Annotated in this window: 22 protein-coding genes; 20 read left to right on the top strand and 2 right to left on the bottom strand. The window is 49.8% G+C overall.

The genetic code is table 11. From position 1 onward, the window contains the following. Nucleotides 1-142: 142 nt before the first annotated feature. Together PEPTYR26121_RS00130 and PEPTYR26121_RS00125 are read right to left on the bottom strand one after the other, a co-directional pair. Nucleotides 143-685 (bottom strand): ImmA/IrrE family metallo-endopeptidase, encoded by a 543-nt coding sequence (locus PEPTYR26121_RS00130; protein WP_246285840.1) that lies wholly within the window; start codon nucleotides 683-685, stop codon nucleotides 143-145. Continuing rightward, nucleotides 678-1088 (bottom strand): helix-turn-helix domain-containing protein, encoded by a 411-nt coding sequence (locus PEPTYR26121_RS00125; protein ID WP_180498033.1) that lies wholly within the window; start codon nucleotides 1086-1088, stop codon nucleotides 678-680. Before PEPTYR26121_RS00125 ends, PEPTYR26121_RS00130 begins: the two co-directional genes overlap by 8 nt. A gap of 148 nt (nucleotides 1089-1236) precedes the next feature. Here PEPTYR26121_RS00125 and dinB point away from each other — a divergent pair, with 148 nt between their 5' ends. The 20 genes from dinB to pnuC all read left to right on the top strand — a co-directional run bounded on the left by dinB (nucleotide 1237) and on the right by pnuC (nucleotide 21756). Beyond that, nucleotides 1237-2475, top strand: coding sequence for a DNA polymerase IV (dinB, locus tag PEPTYR26121_RS00120; protein WP_180498031.1), 1239 nt, complete (start codon nucleotides 1237-1239; stop codon nucleotides 2473-2475). Between the two features lie 100 nt (nucleotides 2476-2575). Further along, a complete protein-coding gene (locus tag PEPTYR26121_RS00115; protein WP_180498022.1) occupies nucleotides 2576-2776 on the top strand; it encodes an AtpZ/AtpI family protein in 201 nt (66 codons plus the stop codon). After that, the gene (locus PEPTYR26121_RS00110; RefSeq protein ID WP_180498020.1) at nucleotides 2773-3159 is read left to right on the top strand and encodes an ATP synthase subunit I; all 387 of its coding nucleotides are present in this window, start codon (nucleotides 2773-2775) and stop codon (nucleotides 3157-3159) included. The genes PEPTYR26121_RS00115 and PEPTYR26121_RS00110 overlap by 4 nt, the downstream gene beginning before the upstream one ends. Next, nucleotides 3156-3881: a F0F1 ATP synthase subunit A gene (gene atpB / locus PEPTYR26121_RS00105; protein ID WP_246285825.1), complete on the top strand. Its 726-nt coding sequence runs from the start codon at nucleotides 3156-3158 to the stop codon at nucleotides 3879-3881. Before PEPTYR26121_RS00110 ends, atpB begins: the two co-directional genes overlap by 4 nt. A gap of 33 nt (nucleotides 3882-3914) precedes the next feature. Continuing rightward, on the top strand, nucleotides 3915-4172 hold the full coding sequence (gene atpE, locus PEPTYR26121_RS00100) for an ATP synthase F0 subunit C (RefSeq protein WP_180498018.1): 258 nt from the start codon (nucleotides 3915-3917) through the stop codon (nucleotides 4170-4172). A 37-nt stretch (nucleotides 4173-4209) separates the two neighbouring features. Beyond that, a complete protein-coding gene (atpF, locus tag PEPTYR26121_RS00095) occupies nucleotides 4210-4710 on the top strand; it encodes a F0F1 ATP synthase subunit B (protein ID WP_180498016.1) in 501 nt (166 codons plus the stop codon). Further along, the gene (atpH, locus tag PEPTYR26121_RS00090) at nucleotides 4703-5233 is read left to right on the top strand and encodes an ATP synthase F1 subunit delta (RefSeq protein WP_180498014.1); all 531 of its coding nucleotides are present in this window, start codon (nucleotides 4703-4705) and stop codon (nucleotides 5231-5233) included. Before atpF ends, atpH begins: the two co-directional genes overlap by 8 nt. An 11-nt stretch (nucleotides 5234-5244) precedes the next feature. Beyond that, nucleotides 5245-6744: a F0F1 ATP synthase subunit alpha gene (gene atpA, locus PEPTYR26121_RS00085; protein ID WP_180498012.1), complete on the top strand. Its 1500-nt coding sequence runs from the start codon at nucleotides 5245-5247 to the stop codon at nucleotides 6742-6744. 11 nt (nucleotides 6745-6755) lie between these two features. Beyond that, the gene (gene atpG / locus PEPTYR26121_RS00080) at nucleotides 6756-7610 is read left to right on the top strand and encodes an ATP synthase F1 subunit gamma (protein ID WP_180498010.1); all 855 of its coding nucleotides are present in this window, start codon (nucleotides 6756-6758) and stop codon (nucleotides 7608-7610) included. 13 nt (nucleotides 7611-7623) lie between these two features. Continuing rightward, on the top strand, nucleotides 7624-9039 hold the full coding sequence (gene atpD, locus PEPTYR26121_RS00075; RefSeq protein WP_180498008.1) for a F0F1 ATP synthase subunit beta: 1416 nt from the start codon (nucleotides 7624-7626) through the stop codon (nucleotides 9037-9039). Continuing rightward, nucleotides 9036-9431: an ATP synthase F1 subunit epsilon gene (atpC, locus tag PEPTYR26121_RS00070; RefSeq protein ID WP_180498006.1), complete on the top strand. Its 396-nt coding sequence runs from the start codon at nucleotides 9036-9038 to the stop codon at nucleotides 9429-9431. The genes atpD and atpC overlap by 4 nt, the downstream gene beginning before the upstream one ends. A 155-nt stretch (nucleotides 9432-9586) precedes the next feature. Continuing rightward, on the top strand, nucleotides 9587-11146 hold the full coding sequence (gene cls, locus PEPTYR26121_RS00065) for a cardiolipin synthase (RefSeq protein ID WP_180498004.1): 1560 nt from the start codon (nucleotides 9587-9589) through the stop codon (nucleotides 11144-11146). Between the two features lie 9 nt (nucleotides 11147-11155). After that, nucleotides 11156-12868 carry a DUF4153 domain-containing protein gene (locus tag PEPTYR26121_RS00060; RefSeq protein ID WP_180498002.1) on the top strand — a complete coding sequence of 571 codons (1713 nt, stop codon included), beginning with the start codon at nucleotides 11156-11158 and terminating at the stop codon, nucleotides 12866-12868. 9 nt (nucleotides 12869-12877) lie between these two features. Then, nucleotides 12878-13765, top strand: a complete 888-nt coding sequence (locus PEPTYR26121_RS00055; protein WP_180498000.1) for a TMEM165/GDT1 family protein — start codon at nucleotides 12878-12880, stop codon at nucleotides 13763-13765. A 12-nt stretch (nucleotides 13766-13777) separates the two neighbouring features. Beyond that, entirely contained in the window at nucleotides 13778-14446 is a 669-nt protein-coding gene (locus PEPTYR26121_RS00050; protein WP_180497998.1) for a tRNA1(Val) (adenine(37)-N6)-methyltransferase, read from the top strand. Continuing rightward, nucleotides 14436-15251: a 16S rRNA (cytidine(1402)-2'-O)-methyltransferase gene (rsmI, locus tag PEPTYR26121_RS00045; protein WP_180497996.1), complete on the top strand. Its 816-nt coding sequence runs from the start codon at nucleotides 14436-14438 to the stop codon at nucleotides 15249-15251. The genes PEPTYR26121_RS00050 and rsmI overlap by 11 nt, the downstream gene beginning before the upstream one ends. Next, nucleotides 15248-16204 (top strand): DNA double-strand break repair nuclease NurA, encoded by a 957-nt coding sequence (locus tag PEPTYR26121_RS00040; protein ID WP_180497994.1) that lies wholly within the window; start codon nucleotides 15248-15250, stop codon nucleotides 16202-16204. The genes rsmI and PEPTYR26121_RS00040 overlap by 4 nt, the downstream gene beginning before the upstream one ends. Before the next feature lie 27 nt (nucleotides 16205-16231). Beyond that, nucleotides 16232-19165 (top strand): S-layer homology domain-containing protein, encoded by a 2934-nt coding sequence (locus PEPTYR26121_RS00035; RefSeq protein ID WP_180497992.1) that lies wholly within the window; start codon nucleotides 16232-16234, stop codon nucleotides 19163-19165. A gap of 24 nt (nucleotides 19166-19189) precedes the next feature. Continuing rightward, a complete protein-coding gene (locus tag PEPTYR26121_RS00030) occupies nucleotides 19190-21022 on the top strand; it encodes an ATP-binding protein (RefSeq protein WP_246285819.1) in 1833 nt (610 codons plus the stop codon). A 50-nt stretch (nucleotides 21023-21072) separates the two neighbouring features. Continuing rightward, nucleotides 21073-21756, top strand: coding sequence for a nicotinamide riboside transporter PnuC (gene pnuC / locus PEPTYR26121_RS00025; RefSeq protein ID WP_180497990.1), 684 nt, complete (start codon nucleotides 21073-21075; stop codon nucleotides 21754-21756). Nucleotides 21757-21881 lie beyond the last annotated feature (125 nt).

The raw sequence follows: 21881 nt of genomic DNA, 5'->3' as shown, positions 1-21881 counted from the left end.
AGGCGTACGAAGAGACATTGGCCCCCACTTATGGGGATTCCGCCAAACCGGAAGATATGGTCGTGGAAGCGAAACCTGAAGGATATTTGGAATAAAAAAAGCGAGCCGCGAAGGCTCGTTTTTTATTGCAGAAAATAAATTATTATAAGGTTCGGCGTCCGTCGATCTTCGAAAAAAAGGTATTGTCCGGGGCTTCTTTAAAGCCTAAATCGTAGCCCATGCGCTGCATTTCGTTGAGCTTAAAGATCATCAGGTTCACGTCTACGGAAAAGGCCTTTGCCATTTCGGGATAGGAGTAGCCCGCCCGCGCCATTTGATAGACCTGCTCCTCCTCCAAAAGATAATGGGCGCAAAAAATATTGGCCTCCAATTCCCGCTCGTCGGTTAAGTGAAAGAGAGTGTACTCCACGAGCTCCTCGTCTTTTGCGAAATCACGATGGAACAGATGGTGGCCCAATTCGTGGGCGAATACCATGCGCTGAACGGCCTCGTCTACGGAGTCGTTATAAAAGACGAAGGGGTTTCTTAAAATCACCTTGTACATGCCCAAAAGGCGGGTGCTCGTATTCATGGGAATTAAGGTGACACCCTCTCCCTCGAGAGCCTTTTTCGGATCGGGGCCGTAGCGTCTTCGAATGCGCAGAGCCTCCCGATACAGACGTTCGTAGCGGGACATTTTATTCATCGCTCTTACCGCCCTTAGGGGCGTATTTTTTATTTTCGAGTTTGGCCCGGAAATAGGCTTCTTGGATCGCCTCAAACACCGCCTGCTTGTCTTCTTCATCCAAACGACCGCCGGCGAAAAGGCCGATCACCCCTTCTACCAATTCCTCCGCATCCTTGGCGCCTTTATTGCCGTAGCGCTCCCGGGCGTGGAGCACGAAGGCGTCTTCGTCGGTCAGTAAATAGGCCTTAGGCACGTGGAAAAGCTCGGAGAGCTTGTCGTAAATTTCTTCGTAACGGGGGCGAAGACCGCCGGTTTCGTAATTGGATATGGTCCTCAACGAAACGTTCAGGGCGTCCGCCAATTCCTGCTGCGTCATCTTTTTTTCCTTACGCAAGGATTTTATTTTTTCTCCGAATGTCATGGTCACCTCAAACACGCAACTGAATTACGCAAAAACAAAAAACACATCTTGATATACGCAATCTAATTGCGTAAAATAAAGTTAAATAAGAAATCTAATTGCGTAAATCATAATTTGAATTGCGCCTTTTGTCAAGAAAGGTTGGCCTATGGAACGGGTAATATTACATTCCGACATGAACAGCTGCTACGCCTCCATCGAGATTCAAAAAAATCCGGCTCTTCGGGGCAAGCCCGTAGTGGTCGGGGGAAATGAAGAAGATCGCCACGGCATTGTCCTCGCAAAAAGTCAGGAGGCGAAGGTTTACGGTATTCAAACGGGAGAATCTCTTTGGGAGGCCCACAGGAAGTGCCCGAATCTTATCGTCGTGCCCCCTCATTACGACGACTATTTGGATTTCTCCAGACGGGCGCGGAAAATTTACTACGACTACACGAATCAGGTGGAACCTTTCGGCCTCGACGAATGTTGGCTCGATGTTACCGGCTCTACCCATCTCTTCGGAAGCGGAGAAACCATCGCCCATACCATTAAAGAAAGGATTAAAAGGGAGCTGGGGATTACGGTCTCCGTCGGCGTCAGCTTTACGAAGACTTTTGCGAAACTGGGAAGCGATATGAAAAAGCCCGATGCCGTAACGGTGATCCCGAAAGAGCGCTACCGCAGCATCGTCTATCCCTTGCCCGTGGAAAGTATGATCGGCATCGGACGGAAGACGAAGGAAAAGCTCAATCGCATCGGCATTATCACTTTGGGAGATTTGGCCCGAACGGAGCCCACGCTCCTCGGGAAGCGACTGGGTATCGTCGGGGTGAAGCTTTGGCAAAAGGTGCGAGGCCTGGACGAAGATCTCGTAGCCGATTACGATCACAGGCCGGAGATCAAAACCGTGGGAAACGGCATTACCTTGCGGGAAGATCTCTTAAACGACGTGGAAGTGCGGCGAATATTGCAGATCCTTTCATTAAAAGTATCTCGCCGACTTCGGGAATACGGGCTGGAGGCGGAGGGAATCGACCTCCATTTAAAAGATTCCCATTTCGTGGGCCATAGCTTTCAAACGACTCTTCCCCACGGCGGGCAGACTTCTTTTCTGCTTCGAGACGGCGCCTTCGATCTCTATCGCTCCCGATACGACGGCCGCCTTCCCGTCCGCGCCATAACCCTTCGCGCCATTCGCCTCGTGCCGGAAAAGCAGGCCGTTCAAAGGGACATGTTTTCGGATTACGAAAAGCTGACAAAAGAAGAATCACTGGATAAAGCACTTCACGGAATCAAGGCGCGCTACGGCGACGGCGCCGTCACCTTTCTCGGATTACTGGAAGATACGAAGATGCCCCACCTCACAACCGACATCGTCACCTTGCCCAATGCTCGGCAACGTTAGGAAGAAAGATATTTCTTTAACAAAAAATAAATGAAATATATTGAATTGATCGTGATACTCCGCTAAAATAGAAGAATAGTGGGATGAAAGGAGGATGCTCATGAAAAAGTCGCCTTACACGGGCCTGGCCTTGATTACGCAAGTAGGACTCAATGTCTTGATCCCTATTTTGGGCTGTATGTTATTCGGCCTTTGGCTCGAGAAGAAGCTCGACACGAAGGGCATTCTCCTCCTTATCTTTACTTTAATCGGCATCGCCGCCGGCATCGGCAATATTCTTCGACTCGGAAAAAAACTATGAGGGATCGATTTACTAACGAATACATTGCCATCGCCTTCGGTGTGATGCTCTTCGTCTCGGGGATGATGATTTTGCTTGTGAAGAACTGGAAGCCCTACGTAGGGGGCTGGGTCTTCGGCTGTCTCATCGCCATGGCGATGTTCAAACTAATGTTTTTCACGTTCTCTCGAGCGGTGGAGAAGACGGAAAGAGGTGCATCGATATTTGTCAGCGCGCACTATCTTTTACGTCTGACTCTTTACGCCGTCGTCCTCGCCGTTTCGGCGAAGGCGGAGTATTTAAGCTTGGCGACGACCTTCTTCGGTTTGTTGACCATGAAATACGTGATCTTAATTAGGAACATGTTCGACTATCTTCGCAGTAAGAAAGGAGGGCGCTTTTGAAACGTGGCATTGTCTTCCATGCGGGGGGACAGGAAATCTGGCTTCATGAATCGCTGTTTACGACCTTTGTCATCGTCGTATTGCTTACGATTCTGAGTCTGTATATTCACTCGAAAATAAAAAAGGCCGATATCCACGATAAACCTACGGGTATCTTACACATTGTGGAAATCGCCGTCGATGCCATTAACGGCTTGACGACACAGACCATGGGCAAGCATAATTTAGGCTTTGCGCCTTATATGCTCACCTTGGCCGCCTTTTTGTTTTGCGCAAATTTATCTGGCCTTTTAGGCTTTGTGCCGCCGACGAGCGATTACAATGTAACTTTGGCCCTTGCGCTCATAACTTTTGTCATGATCCATTTTTTCTCGGTGAAGACAAAGGGAATCGGAGGCTATTTCAAACAGTACGCCGAGCCCATCGCCATTTTAACGCCGATCAATATTTTAGGAGAGCTGGCCAATCCGATCTCTCTGAGTTTCCGTTTATTCGGTAATATTCTAAGTGGCGTGTTGATTATGAGCTTGGTCTACCAAGGCCTGGGCCTGGTATCCCAATTTTTAATCCCCGTCGTCGCATGGCCCCTACATGGTTATTTCGACGTATTCAGCGGATTATTGCAAACCTTCATTTTCATCATGTTGTCGATGACTTATATCAACTCCAACATGGCAGATCCTGAAGAGATTGCCGCACGCAATGCGGCGAAGCGGTCGTAAAATATAGATAAAACAGTATAGGGAGGAAATAGTATGCAAATCACAAGTGAAGCGTTTATTCTAGGTTGTTCCGCCATCGGTGCGGGCTTAGCAGTTATTGCGGGTATCGGCTCCGGTATCGGTCAAGGTTATGCGGCAGGTCAAGCGGCATCAGCTGTAGGTCGTCAACCGGAAGCGAAGGGCGACATCGTTCAAACCATGTTGCTCGGTCAAGCCGTCGCCGAAACCACCGGTATTTACGGTCTCGTTATCGCCATTATCTTATTATTCGTAAAACCCTTATTAGGATAAGATCGGGAAACAGAACCACACGAAAGGAGTTGTCCCTATGGAAATTTTTGTCGTGCCGGATCTATGGAATGTCTTGGCACAATGGGGCGCCACCCTCATCCTGTTTCTCGTCATTCGCCATTTCGTCTATCAACCGATGAACGACTTTTTGGCGAAGCGGCAAGCGTCCATCGCCTCTGAAATCGAGGAAGCACAAGCAGAACGCGTGGAAGCGGAACGCTTAAAGTCCGATTATGAACAAAAATTGAGAGACGCCAAAGAAGAAGGTGCCGAGATCATCGAAAAATCCCGGGAACGTGGCCGCGAACTGGAAAAGTCCGCCTCGGAAGAAGCGCAGGCCCGTGCGGAAGCCATGATCGAAAAGGCCAAGGCCGATATCGAACGGGAAAAGGCGAAGGCGCGCCAAGATGTACAAAATGAAACATCGGATCTCGCCGTCATGATCGCCGAAAAACTTTTAAACGACACCATCGATGAAAAGCACCACGACGAACTGATCAATGGCCTGATCCAAGATATGGAGAAGCGCCATGTTTGATGAAGCGATTACCAAATACAGTGTCGCCCTCTATGAAGTGGCATTGGAACAAGATGATTTTATGCTCGACGATTTGGATACGATTCGCGCAGCATATGAAAACAACGATTTAAAGTTGGCTCTTATGCATCCGCGCATCGGCAATGAAAAAAAGCGCGAAATCATCGAAGGTATTTTCGCTAAAGATATTCCGGCGACCCTTTTAAACTTTCTTTTCGTCCTTTCGGACAATAAGAGGAGCCATCTCGTCGCCGATATTTTAAATGCCTATGAAGATCTGTGCTACGAGGAGAGAAATATCGAGCGTATCCTCGTGTTAACGCCCTTTGAACTTTCAGAGGACAGACTCCGCGCCATAGGGGATGCCTATAAGGGCGCCCGGGGCGGAGATGTGGAAGTGCGTCAGAGAATCGATAAGAGCCTGATCGGCGGGGTTAAACTCGTCACCGATCACGGCGTCATCGACCGCTCTATTCATAGACAGCTTAACGATCTTAAGCGAGCCCTTAAACACAATGCATAGAGAGGTGAGATATGAATCTGAGATCAAAAGAGATCAGCTCCGTTATTCGGGAGCAGATCAAAAATTATAATGTAGATTTGGTCATGGAAGATGTGGGCACCGTCATCGAAGTCGGAGACGGCATCGCCCGTATTTTCGGACTGGAAAATGCAAAGGCCGGCGAACTGATCGAATTCCCCGGAGAAATCTACGGCATGGTACAAAACCTTGAAGTAGGTAATGTGGGCGTCGTCTTATTAGGTGATGCCGATATTAAAGAAGGGGACGAAGTTAAGGCAACGGGTAAAGTAGTGCAAGTTCCCGTCGGCGAAGGCCTTCTGGGACGGGTCGTCAATGCACTGGGCGCGCCTATCGACGGCAAAGGGGATTACCCTTATGAAAAGACCATGCCCATCGAAAAAATCGCCCCCGGCGTTATTACGAGAGAATCGGTTAATGTGCCCCTTCAAACGGGAACCAAGGCCATCGACGCCCTCTTCCCCATCGGTCGGGGTCAACGGGAGTTGATTATCGGCGACCGCCAAACCGGTAAAACCGCCATCGCCATCGACGCCATTATCAATCAAAAAGATACGGACGTCATTTGTATTTACGTGGCCATCGGCCAAAAGACCTCGACGGTGGCGCAAATCGTCGACACCTTAGAACAACACGACGCCATGGATCACACCATCGTCGTAGCGGCGACGGCGGCGGAACTTTCGCCTATTCAATACATCGCCCCCTACGCCGGCGTTACCATGGCGGAAGAATTTATGGCACAGGGTAAAGACGTGCTCATCGTCTACGACGACTTATCCAAGCACGCCGTAGCTTACAGAACCATGAGTCTTCTTTTACGTCGTCCGCCGGGACGTGAAGCTTTTCCCGGCGACGTATTCTATTTGCACTCGAGACTTCTCGAGCGTGCGGCCCGTATGAGCAAAGAATACGGCGGCGGATCCATTACGGCTCTGCCCATTATCGAAACACAGGCAGGAGACATTTCCGCCTATATTCCTACCAATGTCATCTCCATTACCGACGGGCAAATCTTCTTGGAAACGGATATGTTCTTTGCAGGGCAACGTCCGGCGATCAATACCGGTCTTTCCGTATCCCGTGTCGGCGGCGCGGCGCAAACAAAAGCCATTAAGAAAATTTCAAGTTCTATGAAATTGGATTTGGCCCAGTACCGCGACCTGGCATCTTTCGCCCAATTCGGCTCGGAGCTGGATAAAGAAACCCGCCGCACATTGGCCCAAGGGGAACGGATGATGCACGTTCTGCGTCAGCCCCAGTACCAACCCATGAAGCTCGAACATCAAGTGCTCGTGCTCTATGCGGTAACCAAGGGCTATATGCTCGATGTGGACGTGGAAAAAGTTTCCGAATTTGAAGAAGAATACATCCTCTTTGTGGAAAACAACTATCCCCACATCGTGGAGCAGTTGGAAAAAGAAAAAGACTTAACGCCGGAGATTGAAGAGGCCATCAAGGAAAGTCTCGTCGAATTTAAGAAGACGAAATAGGAGGTTTTCCAATGGCATCTACGAGAGAGATCAAGCGGCGTATACGCGGGATCAATAATATTTTACAGATAACGAAAGCCATGGAAATGGTGTCGACGGCGAAACTCCGCCGCGCGCGGGTTCGCCTCGAAAGGACCAGACCCTATTTTCAAACCGTGGTAGACGATATCCAAAACATTCTCGCCATCGTAGGCGAAGGCCATCCCCTCTTAAAAAAACGGGACGAGAAGACGGCGCTTTACATCGTCATCACATCGGACAAAGGTTTGGCGGGAGGATACAATGCCAATATTCAGCGCTTGGCTGAAAAAACCATGGCGGGAGCCCCCTCGGAATCCAAGTTGATGGTCGTCGGTACGAAGGCGCGAGATTATTTTGAACGCAGAGATTACGATATTGCAGGCGCCTATATAGGTCTGAGCGACGAGCCCACCTTTAGCGATGCACAGAGCTTGGCTTTAAAAGCCGTGGATCTTTACAGAAGCGGCGAAGTAGATTCCATCCGCATGATCTACACGGAGTTTGAATCTACCATCAGCTATAAGCCGAAAGTCTTACAACTTCTCCCCTCGGAAGATTTAAAAGCCAAAGAGGGAAAAGCTGTAAAAGACAGAATCGAATTTGAGCCGTCTTCCGAATCCGTATTGGATTATCTCATTCCCATGTATGTGGAAACGGCCATTTTCGGCGCCCTTATCGAGGCGGCGGCATCGGAACAAGGTTCCCGCCGCATGTCCATGGAAAACGCATCGGATAATGCCTACGATATGATCGACGATCTTGAAACGAACTATAACCGCGCAAGACAAGCAGCGATTACCAGCGAAATCACCGAAATCGTCTCAGCTGCGGACGCAGTACAATAGGAAGAAGGTCTGTATGCAAGAGAATTTAGGAAAAATCTGCCAGGTCATCGGACCGGTGGTGGATATAGAGTTTGACCCGGAACGCTTACCGAGTCTTTTAAGCGCCATTACCATTCAAAATGGCGACGAACAACTTACGGTGGAAGTGGCTCAGCATATCGGCGACGATGTGGTGCGCTGCATCGCCCTCGGCGCCACCGACGGTTTACGAAGAGGTATGGAAGCTCTGGATACCGGAGACGCCATTACCGTACCCGTAGGGAAAGCCACCCTCGGGAGAATGTTTAATGTTTTAGGCGAGCCCATCGACAGCAAACCCGTTCCCTCCGATGCGGAACACATGCCCATTCACAGAAAAGCTCCCACATTCGACGAGCAGGATACGGGCAATGAAGTTTACGAAACGGGGATCAAGGTCATCGACCTCTTATGCCCCTACGCCAAGGGCGGTAAGATCGGACTCTTCGGCGGCGCCGGCGTCGGTAAGACCGTCTTGATTCAAGAGCTGATCCACAACATCGCCCAGGAACACGGCGGCATCTCCGTCTTTACGGGAGTCGGGGAGCGTACCCGCGAAGGGAACGACCTTTATTACGAAATGATCGAATCCGGCGTTATCGACAAGACCGCCCTCGTGTTCGGTCAAATGAACGAACCGCCGGGAAGCCGGATGCGCGTCGCCTTGACGGGCCTTACCATGGCGGAATATTTCAGAGACGAAGCGGGGCAGGACGTGCTCCTCTTTATCGATAATATCTACCGCTTCACCCAAGCGGGCAGTGAGGTGTCGGCCCTCCTCGGCCGCATGCCTTCGGCGGTAGGTTACCAGCCTACCCTGGCTACGGAAATGGGCGCCCTCCAAGAGCGCATCACCTCGACGAAAAAGGGATCCATCACATCGGTACAAGCGGTATACGTGCCCGCCGACGACTTAACCGACCCGGCGCCGGCCACGACTTTTAACCACTTGGACGCTACCACCGTCTTGTCCCGTGACATTGCCAGTATGGGTATTTACCCGGCGGTAGACCCCTTGGATTCCACCAGTAGAATCTTGGACCCGAACGTGGTCGGGAAAGAGCATTATGAAACGGCGCGCCGCGTACAGGAAGTGCTCCAGGAATACAAAGATCTTCAAGATATTATCGCCGTATTGGGCCTTGAAGAACTTTCCGAAGAACAGCGTACCACCGTCGCCCGTGCCCGTAAGATCCAACGCTTCCTTTCCCAACCCTTCAGCGTCGCCAGCCAATTTACAGGCATCGACGGCAAATACGTGCCCATTGAGGACACGGTAAAGGGCTTTAAGGAAATTTTAGACGGAGCGCACGACGAACTTCCCGAGTCCGCCTTCTTATTTGCAGGATCCATCGAAGAAGTTATAGAAAAATCGAAGAAGATGGAAAGTGAAGAAGGAGATAAGGCATGATCGATTTGCGCCTCGTAACACCCTATGCGGACGGTTTCGAGCGAAGAGTCGATAAAATTATCGTCCGCGGCATTATGGGGGATATGATGCTTATGAAAGGCACCGCCCCCATCGTCACTCCTCTGGCGTACGACGCCGTTCGCGTTTTCGAAAACGGAGAAGAGAAAAAAGCCGTCGTCCACGGCGGCTACGTCTCCATGAAAGACGACGTCTGCACCATCGCCACCACCGCCTTCGAGTGGACCGACGACATCGATCGGGAGCGCGCCGAAGCGGCGAAGAAGCGAGCGGAGGAAGAATTAAAAGCGGCGGAAAGCAGGGAAAGAATCAAGGAAACGCAATTGGCTCTTTTCCGCGCCCTCGCCCGTTTGCGACACGGAAGACGTCGCTAAAAGAGAACACGTTTATACGTGTTCTTTTTTTATGCCCGGACTTCCATTTCGCTCTATCCCAAACCCTGTCTGTGATACAATAAGGGTCTATAGAAGTGGTTAGAAACCGTCGGAAATCTCCTTAGGAGATTAAATTTCAGTAGTGAGGTAGTAAGATGACACATACACGACTTCATATAAAAAATTCTTTCGTCAGCATACTGGGAAGAATGATCGTCTACGGCGTATTGTTCTTGGCGCAAATTGCCTTGATTTTACTGGTAGGTCGCTTTTTCAGCGAACATCAGGACGCCCTCCAGATCGGTGTCTTTACACTGGACGTTCTCGTCGGGCTACATATTGTAAACGATAAACGAAACGACTCGGTGTATAAAGTCGCCTTCCTCTTTACAATCATCGTCCTTCCGCTATTCGGCGCTTTTCTCTATATGGCGAGCAAATGGGATGTACTTCGTCGTTGGTTTTCCGATAAATTTGAAACGACGAAAAAGACAAATGTCAGCTTTTTCAGGCAAGATCCCGAGGTCATGGAAGAGACGCGCATGAAAGATCCCCTCTTCTACAACACGGCACGGTTTTTGTGGAATGAGGAAGATTATCCGGTGTATCGGAACGGGGAATGCGACTACTTTCCCCTGGGCGAAGATTACTGGCGTCATATGCTCGAGGAGCTGAAAAAAGCCAAACGCTTTATTTTCATGGAATACTTTATTATCGAGCAGGGAAAAATGTGGGACGAGATCCTGGAAATTTTAAAGCAGAAAGTAGATGAAGGGGTAGAGGTGCGGTTAATGTACGACGGCACCACGGCCATTACGAAAGTTCCCTTTACGTATCATAAGGAAATGGAAAAGCTGGGGATTAAGACCAAGGTCTTTAAGCCCATCCTTCCCCTTTTAAGTCTCTATCAAAACCACAGAGACCACCGAAAAATCCTCGTCATCGACAATCAGGTCGCCTATACGGGTGGCGTGAACTTGGCAGACGAATACATTAACGAACGGGAGCTTTTCGGCCACTGGAAAGATACGGGGGTGGCTATTTACGGCTCCGCCGTGCGTTCCTTTACCAATATGTTTCTCTCCATGTGGGGCGTATCGGAAGAATCCCCTGAAAACTTCGAACCCTATTTGATTCCCGCAGATGAAGAATATCGGGGACGCCACACGGGCTATGTAGTACCCTTCGGTGACGATCCCTACGGCGTCAATCGAGTAGGGAAAGAAGTTTATAACGACATCGTCAATCAGGGGACGAAATATCTGCATATTACCACCCCCTATTTGATTTTAGATGATGAAACCAAGGGCGACATTATTCACTTGGCCCACACGGGCGTGGATGTAAAGATCATCACCCCCCATATTCCCGATAAGAAATTGGTCTTCCTCGTGACCCGGAGTTATTATAAAGATTTAATCGACAACGGCGTTAAAATTTACGAGTATACCCCGGGCTTTATTCACGCGAAAAATGTGGTTTCCGACGATACGAAGTCCGTAGTGGGAACGATCAACTGCGATTACCGCTCCCTCTTTTTACATTTCGAATGCGGCGCCTATTTTTACGACCGAGATATGGCGAGAAAAGTGGAAGAAGATTTCCAGGATACATTGGAAGTTTCCATGCTCTTTACACGGGAAATGTGCAATGATTTTACGATTTGGGAGCGAGCCGCAGGTCGCGTCTTGCGCGTCTTGGCGCCCATGATGTAGGAGGATATGATGAACAGACGATTTGACGAAATTAGGATGCGGGCAAAAAATGCCCTTCGTCACTATCCGGTCAGCTTTATTTTTGCCCTCTTAGCCTGTATTTTTCAGTGTTATTGGCTCAAGACCGGCACGGTGAAGACTATTTTTGGTCAGCAACCCCTACTTTTAAGTGCACTGTCTATTTTAGGTTTTTTTATCAGTCTGTCTGCGACGCTTTTTGCAGATTCACAAAGAGAACCGGACAATAGAAAGTGGAAACTCTTCGCCGGTTTATTTACCGCAGTCGTCCTTTTGGCGTGCTATATTCGACTGGCGGAGCTTCAAAAGATAGGCTCTTCCATTTATTTTTCCTGGCAATTCCTGCTTCTTCTGGCGGCGGTGGGGCTCACGGTCTTTTTCGCGGGGGTCGTCCATCGGGAGCGGAATTTCAGAGTCCATGTCATCGCCATGGCGGTAAATATTTTAATCAGCTATCTTTATGCCTTCGTGGTATTTTTGGGGATCAGCCTTTTACTCGCAGGCGCCGACCTCCTCTTCGGCCTCGTCGTCTTTTCAGATGTACTGTTCTATATAGCAAGTGCGTGCTTTCTACCCCTCATGGCTCTTTTCTTCTTGGCGCGTGTCGGTGACGGAACCGGGGAAAAACACAAGGGCGTCCTTTCCCTCATAGACAATGTGTTTGGGAATATCCTCGTGCCGGTGCTCTCGGCCTATGTTATTCTTCTATATCTTTACATTGTGAAGATCGTCGTTCTTCGGGAACTCCCGACGACCAGTGTGGTGAATTTAATTCTTTGGCCCTTGGCTCTCGGCGTGCTCGTGCTTTTTGTCGTCGATCACGACAGGGAACACACGGCGATTTATTACTTCAGAAAATACATGCCGCCGGCATCACTGCCTCTTTTGGCGCTTATGTATTACGCATGGTTTTTGCGGGTGAGTCAATACGGCATGACGGAAAGCCGCTACATGGTGTTCGCCATGGGCCTTTGGCTCACTTTCGCCATGGTCCATTTTTTGATGGAGAAGCGGGAGATGCATATGGTACTCCCCATGACGCTCACCCTTATTTTTCTCGTCGCCGTCTTCGGTGGGCCTGTGGGAGCGGAAAATATTTCCTTCCGCTCTCAAAAGGGAAGGCTCGATCTTCTTCTCATTGAAAACCATATGCTCAAGGGAGGAAAGATCGTAGAGCCGAAGCAGATTTCAAAAGAGGACCGCATGGAGATTCAAAATATCGTGGATTATTTAAGACTGAATCACGATGTCTCCGGCATTCCCTATTTTCAAGGGGCGAGCGACGACGTTATCGATAACGCATTGGGCGAGGCCGTAGACGGGGAAGATTTAAGCTTAAACTTTGAAGAGGATCGCGGCTTTGATATTGAGGGCTACGACCGAATGTACATGGTGGAGAGCTACAGCGACGGGGAGACCGAAAGAGAAGGGCTTCGCATCCGTCGCCATAAGGGCGTTGTAGAGATTCTCTATCCGGGAAGCGAAGAGGCCGATCTTTCCGTCGACTTACAGGATCTTAGGGAAAAGATTCAGATTTTAAAGAGAGAAAAAGAAAACGTCGTTCCGGAGGATTTAATAATTACCGGGGAAAACAGCCTCTACCGCTGCAAGGTATCTTTCTATAAGACCGCCTTCATTTTAAACGAAGGAGCTATAGAATCCGGTGACGGCGTGGGCATGTTGATAATGCTCGAGAAGAAATAAGGAAGGATTTTGGGAAGGAATTTTGGTTTGCGGGAATTTTTAGAAGCTTTTGTCATGGTGTTTATCGGCGAAATGGGGGACAAATCTCAGTTTTTGGCCCTGGCTTTCGCCACTCAATACCCTATGAGGACCGTGCTTTCCGGGGTTAGTTTGGGTATCGCCCTGAATCACGGGCTGGCTATTTTGGCGGCTATGTTGATCGCCGGCATCTTTAAGGATGTGGGCTTTCTGCAAATTGTGGCGGGGATTTTATTTCTCTTCTTCGGCCTTTCCGCCCTTTCCATCGATTATGAAGAAGAGGAAGAAGAGGTAAAGGAATCGAGATTCGGGCCGGTGGCTACCATCGTCTTTGCCTTCTTTATCGGCGAGCTCGGCGACAAGACTCAGCTTATGGCCATGACCCTGGCCATGAGCAGTCCCAATCCGCTTCTGATCTTTTTCGCCACCGTATCTTCTATGATCGTCGTGTCCTCTATCGGGATAGTGATCGGCAAATATGTAGGGAAGAAGATTCCGAAAGTGGTCATCAGCTACCTCGCCGCGGCGCTCTTTTTATTCTTCGGCGTGAGCAAACTTTGCGGCGCTCTGGATCCGGGATTTTTACAACCTGTATGGATTATTTTATTCGCGTTAATCCTCGGCATCGCCGTTTTATATATTCTCATTCAAAACGGAAAGCGCCGCAAAAAGCGAGATTCCCGCTATCTGCTGGAAGCTTACCGCAAGGTGAAGAACTGCTCCACGGAAGAGGAGGAGCAAGAGATCGCCGAGGAGATCGAGCGCATCGGCGCCAAGTATTTCGGGGAAGATATTCCCTTTGTGGGGAGTATCGTCAAGCATGTGGAGCAACTTCACGGCGTGGATCCGGAAATTTACGACGATATTAAAAAACTTTAGAGAGGTGAGGCTATGGGACGAGATTATATGCCGAAGAGCAAGAAAACCATTTATCAGGAAAAGGGCCTTTTCGCCTTCAGCATGGATTCCGTACTCCTAGCCGCCTACGGAAAGGCGAAAGGGGATATGCTGGATTTGGGATGTGGCAGCGGGTTTTTGGCTATGGCGGCCTACGACGAGGCGAAGTCCGTGACGGCGGTAGATATCGAGCCGAGAGCCGTGGAGCTCTTGGAAAAAAGCGCAGGGGAAAACGGCATGTCCATGGAGATTCGCTGCGGCGATTTCAGGAGATTGGATCTTGGAACATACGACACGATCTGGACCAATCCCCCTTTCTATAAATCTTCCCTTCAAAATAAAAATTCTAAAGTGGCGCGGGCGAAGCATCTGGACGACGATATGCGTTGGTTTTACGAAGCGTCGAAGCTTTTAAAGCCCAAGGGCGCCCTTTATGCCGTCGTGGATGTGGCCCGCTTTCAAGACATTGTGGCAGATTTAAGAGATGGGGATATGACTCTAACCCACCTCCGCCCGGTCTATTGGCGAGAAGGGGAAGAGGCGCGGCGGATTTTATTTACGGCGGTCAAGGGAGGGGGAAGCTTTTTACATATGGCGCCCCCTCTCTACATATACGAGGACGAAGATTACACCGAGGAGGTAGCAGGCTATTATGGCAGGTAAGGTTTATTTTTGCCCGACGCCCATCGGCAATTTAGAAGATATTACCCTCAGGGCGCTCAGGGTGATGAAGGAAGCGGATTTGATTTTAGCAGAAGACACTCGCCATTCCATGCCCCTTTTAAAACACTACGATATCCACACCCCTTTGGAGAGTTATCATAAATTCAACGAAGAGGAAAAAATCGATGGCATTCTAAAAAGGCTGGACGAGGGGAAGGACATCGCCCTTATAAGCGATGCAGGTATGCCCGGCGTATCGGACCCGGGGGCGGTGCTCCTTTCGGCCCTTTTAAAAGAGGGAAGACCTTTTGATGTTTTACCCGGTCCCTCCGCCCATGTATGCGCCTCGGTGATCGCGGGCCTCGACGAAGGGCGCTATCTCTTCTGGGGATTTTTGCCTCAGAAACACGGCGCCCGAGTGAAAGTTTTGGAAGAGCTTGAAGATATTCCCGTACCCGTCATTTTCTACGAGGCACCTCACAGAATTCAGCGCTTTGCCGAAGATGTTCTGGCCGCCCTTGGGAATCGTCCTTTAATTTTCGTGCGGGAGATCTCCAAAATGTACGAGGAGCGGGTGGAGACAACGGCGGCGGATTTTCTGCAAAATATGGAGGATTTTACCATTAAAGGAGAATTTGCCGTCGTGCTTATGCCCGGCGAGGAGGAAGAAGAGGAAATCGACATCGCCGCGGCTCTCAGAGAGCGAATAGATGAGGGTGAGAGCCCTTCCAAGGCGGTGAAGAGCGTGGCGAAGGCGTTGAATCTGCCGAAGAATCTAGTGTATAAGGAGAGTTTAAAGCTTTGAATCGAGAGGATCTTTACGAATTTCAAACTCAGATGCGCGCCTTAAACCGCGCCCTGAAAGAAAAATATGATCCCCTTTTTTCCATGTCGAAGAAGGATTTTAAGGGGAGCCTGACAGAAGAAATCGGCAGCTTATTTCACCTGGATCCTCTAAGCGAGGAGGAGCTGAAAAACATGGGCACGGTGGCCGGGGTCGACGGCTCCGTCACAAGAAGCGGCGGCGCTCACCCCCATTACATCGAACTCTTTCAGGGCCTGGCGCTGAGCCTGAAGGGGGAGGAAAAGCGCGTGCGGCGGGTTTACACCCCGGTGCTTACAGAAGACGACGCCATGAGCGCCGAGAAAATTCACGATCGCTACTTGGCGGAGGTGGAGCTGGAGGCGGCCATGGGCATTCTTGAAGAGAGCCGGGTGGACGTGATCATCATGGACGGAGGACTCCTCCGCTATAAAATCAATTCCCGGGAAAAATGGGAGGAGCTGAGGAGCCGCTGCATCTCGGAAAAGGTGCTTCTCGTCGGCGCCATCAAAGACATTAAGACCCAGGACATTGCCGAGCGCATGGGAAAGGCCCGGGCCTTTTACGACAGGGAAATTTTAGCCGGCAAGCTGGATAGAGGGGAACTTTTGCTCCTCGCCGAACGTTCCAAGGAAGAGGCGGGAGAAATGAGCAAAGAGGCGGCCGGCCTCACCAGCGGATTTTATCGCCCGACGGACCACTGGGAAGTGGTGGGCCTCGATGTCCTCGAGGAGCAGAAAGATCATCTTATGACTCTCGCCAGGCTGCTCTATACGCTGACGCCGAGAAAAGGGCGGGGCGTGCCCTTCTGGATCGATGTGGTGGATAAGAGAGTGAAAGTGTCGCCGGCGGATCTTCAGCTCTTAATGGAAGAGAGCATGGACAGAGATATGATGGAGCGATTCTTTGTATCGGAAAGGGACCGGAGAGTTTAAAAATTTGTATCATGAAAGGAGCATGACATGAAGGGTTTTAGAAGAACGTTTTTACTCATACTACTTGCCATAGTCATTTTGTTTTCATCTGCCCCCACATGGGCGCAGGGGAATGAGCCGGTGCACGTCTATATTTTAATGGACGCCGGATCCATGTTTCCCGAGGAAACTCGTTTCGCCGGCTCCATTACTGATTTTGCCGAGGGAATTAAGAGACAGAACCCGAAAAACCGCGTATCCGTCGTGGTGAAAAACGATACATTATCGGAAGATCGCTACGGCTATTTCTTCGGAAATTACGGCGGATTTACTCATCGTGTGAATCTCATTTTCGGAAACGGCGAACACACCTTTAAAGACAGTATCGCAAAGGTGAAGGAGCTTCAAAAAAAGGACGCCCCGAACTATCGCAAGGTGCTTCTTATTATCGACAATGATTGTGATATTTCCAGGAAAGCCGACCGCGCTTTTGATTTCGTAAAAAGTGATTCGGACTATGGGCGCTATGAAAATCTCGTAACCCGAGGCTTTATGGATACGATGAAAGTGGCGGAGCCTTTCTGCAAAAATCAGGAAGTCTATTCTATTCGCTTTCCCGGCTATAATGGCGACGGCGGACCGAAGGAATATGCGCAATATACTTTAAAAACGAGAGATTTACAAAAACGGATGGGGACGTTAATACTCCATAGCTTACAAAATCAAGGCTATTATCAGATGAAAGAATCGGATGTGGGTGAATTTGAGAGCGTCTTGCGTCGATTTGAAAAGAAGATCATCGAGAATAAGCGGACCCGGGTGCCGGGCCCCTACACGATCACCGAGCGGATTATTTCTGGCGGCGACAATGACCGTACCTACGATGTATCCGTCACCGTGGAGAAAAAGCCCGAAGCGGCATATCTAAGAAATCTTCGCTTCAAGCTGAGCCTTCCCGCCGGATATGAAATCGTAAGAGATAGTAGAGAAGCCGGATACAGTACGGCAAGCGAGGTAAAGCTCGACAATATAAACGGAAAATACACAGATCTTCAGTGGAAGATCCGCTTCCGTGGCAAGACGCCGAAACCCGGGGATAAGATTACCCTCACTTACACAAACGACGATTATCTACCCGAGCGCAGTGTAAAACAATTGGATATTCGCCCCATGGTCTTGCGGGAAAATTACTGGAGTTTCCCGAACTTCGTATCTCTAAAAGACCATGTTTTTTCCAATAGCTATGTTCAATCTCTTTACGACAGCTTGCCGCCGAAAGAGCGCAAGCTTATAGACAAGGGGATGGAGAGAGGTGGTAATTGCTACGGCATGGCCTTTACATCGATTTTGGCCAATGAAAACAAGCTGGATAAGGAACGATTAGCACTGAGGGATTACGAGAATCGTCCCTTAAAAAACAGCGACACCATCGCTAAAGCGACAAAAGACAGTGCGAAGGATATTATCCACCTCTACCAATCCTCCCAATTTTGGTCTGCGCCTCGGGATAAGGCCTTCCGCATAAGAAAGAATAAAACGGGCGTCCAAAAGCTGGTTCAATATATGCACGATGTGGAAAAGAACGGCGCGCCGCCTGTACTTTTTTCTTATGACTATAAGGGGGCGGACGGAAAGTATTGGGGCCACGCTCTCGTTATGTACCATATGACACCGAGCGATAAAACGGGTTATGATTACGTCATCGACTATTATGACTCCAATGATCCCGGCGCTTTAGGAAGCACGAAGCTCTATGTCAACTCCAAGAGCGGACAATTTATTTCCTCGACGGCCTCACTAAATGTGGGAAAAATCACCGATATTGCTCCCCGCATCGACTCATTGGATCCCTTTAAATTAAAAGAAGTGGCCGATGAAGACAGCGTCCTCTTTATTAAGCCGGGAACGGTCTTTCAATTAGAGTCCTTCGAAAGTAAGAAGCGGTGGACTGTCGATACGCGGAACATGGACAATACAAACCTTTCCTGGAGCGCCATTGCCGCCGGTGAAGGCGATAGCTATTACACTATTGCGCTTCCGGAAAAAGGGGCGGGGTATCGCTTAATTTCCACCGAAGGTACGAAGGCCGTGGACGCCATGGTTTCCTACAAAGATCAACTTATAGAAGCCAAGGCGGAAGGAGCGAAGGCTTTCAACTTTAAACCCGACGGGAGCCTGACCTTAGACAGTGCAAAGGGACGTGTGGAAGCGGAATTTGTACGAAACAGTAAAAAGGGAAGGGAAGAAAACTATTATGCCGTCGAGGGAACGGCAGCAGGTACCATCTCCCTTTCCCAAACCGCCGACGGCTTAAAGGGCGAAGGACGCTTAGATAATGCTAAGCTGCGCTATGGCGACGGAAAGAAAAGAGAAGAATCGAAGGAAGTAGGCAACTTTACCGGCGGTTACTTCGCCGGAGCGAAACCTACGGGCCTTCCCTTTAGGGACGTGGCGGAAAGGAGCTGGTATTATCCGGCGGTTCGCTATGTCTACGAAAAAGGGCTTATGGCGGGCCTCGGTGCCGATATTTTCAGCCCGGAAACGTCCATTACCCGGGCGCAAATGGCGCAGATTATTTACAATATGGAAGGCGGACAATCGGCGAAGAACCCCTCTTCCTTTAAGGATGTTCCCGCAAGCCACTGGAGCTATAAGGCGGTGAGCTGGGCCAAGGAAAATAATATCGTGGCGGGATATGGCGACGGCAGCTTTAAGCCGAACGACCCCATTACCCGGCAAGACGCCGTAGCTATAATGTATCGCTACGTGGCGAAAAATAATGAAGCCCTCGGAGCGAAGGTCAATCTGGACCGCTTTAAGGATCGAGGCGATCTTTCGGCCTATGCCGTTCAACCCATGGCGTGGGCGGTAGAAAAGGGCATTATTAACGGCGATACCAGCGGCCGCCTCAATCCGAAGAGTCCCATGAAGCGGGCGGAAATGGCGCAAATTTTAAAAAACGGAGAGAAGGTTCTCCGTTAATCGAAAATAGATCGGAGAGTGCAGATGCAAATAAAAGTATTAGGCTTAACCAATCCCCGGGAGGTTACCGTGGGGAGTCGGGATCATAATTTCCGCGTGGCGGAATTTATTATGATCGACGATCCGGTGCAGGGGACAATTCTAGGGGAAGTGGTGGAGTCCCAAACATATAATCGCTTTATCCCCATGGATATCGGCGGCGATTTTGTCGACGACGACGTCCTCGCCTCCTTAAAACAATTGGGCTACGACATTCACAACGAAACCATTTATATCGCCAAGGTTCGTTTCTTAAGGGAAACCAACGAGCCGCCCCTTACGGGAAGCGACGGCAGGGCGCCGAGATTTTCCGAAATTCGCCATATTCTCGTGCCCACGGAGCCGAAAGACGGCCTCGTCCTCGGGAGCATTCGCAACACCGAATATCTTTACGACGAAATGGAAGACCATCTGAAAAATCTCTACGATCTGTACGAAGAGGGGGCCTCTCACCCCCAACAAGACGTGCCCTATGTGCTGGATCTGCGCGCCATGCACCAATATCCCCACATCGGTATTTTCGGCGGCAGCGGCAGCGGGAAATCTTTCGGCATGCGGGTGATTTTAGAAGAGCTTATGGAGCAGAAAATCCCCGGGGTTATTCTGGATCCCCACTACGAAATGGATTTTACAGAGCCTGCCCAAGGTGGCAAAAGCTACGAAAAGAGTCATCGACGCTTTCAAATCGGAAGTGATGTGGGGATTCGCTTTGAAGATATGTCAAGTGGCGATCTGAAAAACATTTTAGACGCGAAATCCGATCTTTCCGAGGCCATGAAGGGCACGGTGGATTTATTATTCCAAACAGGCAATAATTTCGAGGGATTTCAGGGCCGCATCGAGGATTTAATCGCCGGCCACGAAATCGGCGGCATCGAAAAGATCCGGGAAATGACCATGGAGGCCGGACCCGATCAAAAGGCATGGCAACGGATTCAAAATGTTTTCGAACGCTTCGGCCGCTCTACGAATATTTCTTCCCTCAAGGGAATTTTGTGGCGGGTCAACAGCCTGGAGCGAGACGGCCTCTTCCAAGGAGATTCCACGCCTGTGGAAGAAACTATCTTTCAGGGAAAAATCGCCGTCATTCAAGGCTCCGTCAAGACCATTCAAATGTACGCCACCTATCTCATTCGCAATCTCTACAAAAAGCGCAGAGAGTATAAAGACGATCAGCTTCTGCGCCCGGGTAGCGGCGAATACTTCCCGCCCTTTTTCGTCATTACCGATGAGTCCCACACCTTTGCGCCCAAGGGGATTCCCTCCCCGTCCAAATCCGTGATTCGGGAAATCGCACAGGAAGGGCGGAAGTACGGCGTGTTTTTAATCCTCGCCACCCAAAGGCCCACTCTTTTAGACGATACGGTTACCGCCCAGCTCAACTGCAAGATGATTTATAGAACCGTAAGGGCGCAGGATATCGACACCATTCGGGACGAGACGGATATCAGCAAAGAAGAATCGGCGCGGCTCCCTTATCTTCAAACGGGGGATGTGTTTATTTCATCGTCCCATTTGGGACGCACCACTTTTGCGAGAATCCGCATGGCGCGCACCACCTCCCCTCACACGGAAAATCCCTTCGACGAGCTCTTAAAGAGCCGGGGGAAAGATCTGGAAAATCTCCTCACCGCTATCGGCGAATTTCTCCCGGTGTCCGCCTCGGCCAATGTGCTTACCGTGCTCACGGAGCTGGATAAAAAAGGCTTCAGCTACACGAGAGAAAGTCTGCTTTCGGCCCTGGACGACCTCGTAGACGAGGGCAAGCTTCAAAAGACGGAAGATTTCTTGGGCAACAGTCGCTACGACAGAGCATAAAATAAAAAAAGCATTCGGCTTAAGGGTCGAATGCTTTTTCGGAGTTAACAATGATAAATTATTTTACAAAAGAAGAAAAATTACTTTGGATACTATCGGCACTGGCCATTATATTCTCATTTGCTTGGGGCGGCGGCGACATGGTTACGCTTATCGCCTCCCTCATGGGGATTACTTCGATTTTATTTGACGCCAAGGGCAATCCCTTCGGCCAGATTTTAATGGTGATCTTCAGTTTGATTTACGGCGTTATTTCTTACAGTTACGCCTATTACGGCGAGATGATCACGTATTTGGGCATGACCATGCCCATGGCAGTTCTGGCCTTTATTGCCTGGATGCGCCATCCCTACAAAGGGGATAAAAGTGAAGTGGAAGTGGCGACGATGACGAGAGGAGAATATAAGATCATGGCGGTGTTAGCCGTGGCGGTTACCTTTATCTTTTACTTTATCCTCCGCTATTTCGGCACGGCCAATCTTTACCCCAGTACCCTTTCGGTCACCACGAGTTTTATCGCCGTTTACCTCACCTATAAGAGGAGCCATTACTTCTCCATGGCCTATGTGGCAAACGATGTGATTCTCATCGTGCTGTGGACCTTCGCTGCACTGGAGGATGTGCGCTACGCATCGGTGGCGGTATGTTTCGTGGCCTTTTTAGCCAACGATCTCTACGCTTATTATTGTTGGCGTCGCATGGGGGAGCGTCAACGACGAGAGATATTAGAATAGCAAGCAATAAAAAACGCTCGGTGGCATGCACTGACCCCCAAAAGTTGGACCAAGAAATCCAACCTTCGGGGGTCTTTTAATGGCAAAATATAGTTATGAATTGAAGAAGAAAATTGTCGAAGAAT

This window comes from Aedoeadaptatus nemausensis (genome assembly GCF_903819165.1).
GTDB classification, from domain to species: domain Bacteria; phylum Bacillota; class Clostridia; order Tissierellales; family Peptoniphilaceae; genus Aedoeadaptatus; species Aedoeadaptatus nemausensis.
This window is presented reverse-complemented; position numbering and strand designations above follow the sequence as displayed.

Coding starts and splice junctions, on each gene's coding strand:
- PEPTYR26121_RS00130 (WP_246285840.1), bottom strand. CDS start 685: ATGAATAAAATGTCCCGCTACGAACGTCTGTATCGGGAGGCTCTGCGC.
- PEPTYR26121_RS00125 (WP_180498033.1), bottom strand. CDS start 1,088: ATGACATTCGGAGAAAAAATAAAATCCTTGCGTAAGGAAAAAAAGATG.
- dinB (WP_180498031.1), top strand. CDS start 1,237: ATGGAACGGGTAATATTACATTCCGACATGAACAGCTGCTACGCCTCC.
- PEPTYR26121_RS00115 (WP_180498022.1), top strand. CDS start 2,576: ATGAAAAAGTCGCCTTACACGGGCCTGGCCTTGATTACGCAAGTAGGA.
- PEPTYR26121_RS00110 (WP_180498020.1), top strand. CDS start 2,773: ATGAGGGATCGATTTACTAACGAATACATTGCCATCGCCTTCGGTGTG.
- atpE (WP_180498018.1), top strand. CDS start 3,915: ATGCAAATCACAAGTGAAGCGTTTATTCTAGGTTGTTCCGCCATCGGT.
- atpF (WP_180498016.1), top strand. CDS start 4,210: ATGGAAATTTTTGTCGTGCCGGATCTATGGAATGTCTTGGCACAATGG.
- atpH (WP_180498014.1), top strand. CDS start 4,703: ATGTTTGATGAAGCGATTACCAAATACAGTGTCGCCCTCTATGAAGTG.
- atpA (WP_180498012.1), top strand. CDS start 5,245: ATGAATCTGAGATCAAAAGAGATCAGCTCCGTTATTCGGGAGCAGATC.
- atpG (WP_180498010.1), top strand. CDS start 6,756: ATGGCATCTACGAGAGAGATCAAGCGGCGTATACGCGGGATCAATAAT.
- atpD (WP_180498008.1), top strand. CDS start 7,624: ATGCAAGAGAATTTAGGAAAAATCTGCCAGGTCATCGGACCGGTGGTG.
- atpC (WP_180498006.1), top strand. CDS start 9,036: ATGATCGATTTGCGCCTCGTAACACCCTATGCGGACGGTTTCGAGCGA.
- cls (WP_180498004.1), top strand. CDS start 9,587: ATGACACATACACGACTTCATATAAAAAATTCTTTCGTCAGCATACTG.
- PEPTYR26121_RS00060 (WP_180498002.1), top strand. CDS start 11,156: ATGAACAGACGATTTGACGAAATTAGGATGCGGGCAAAAAATGCCCTT.
- PEPTYR26121_RS00050 (WP_180497998.1), top strand. CDS start 13,778: ATGGGACGAGATTATATGCCGAAGAGCAAGAAAACCATTTATCAGGAA.
- rsmI (WP_180497996.1), top strand. CDS start 14,436: ATGGCAGGTAAGGTTTATTTTTGCCCGACGCCCATCGGCAATTTAGAA.
- PEPTYR26121_RS00035 (WP_180497992.1), top strand. CDS start 16,232: ATGAAGGGTTTTAGAAGAACGTTTTTACTCATACTACTTGCCATAGTC.
- PEPTYR26121_RS00030 (WP_246285819.1), top strand. CDS start 19,190: ATGCAAATAAAAGTATTAGGCTTAACCAATCCCCGGGAGGTTACCGTG.
- pnuC (WP_180497990.1), top strand. CDS start 21,073: ATGATAAATTATTTTACAAAAGAAGAAAAATTACTTTGGATACTATCG.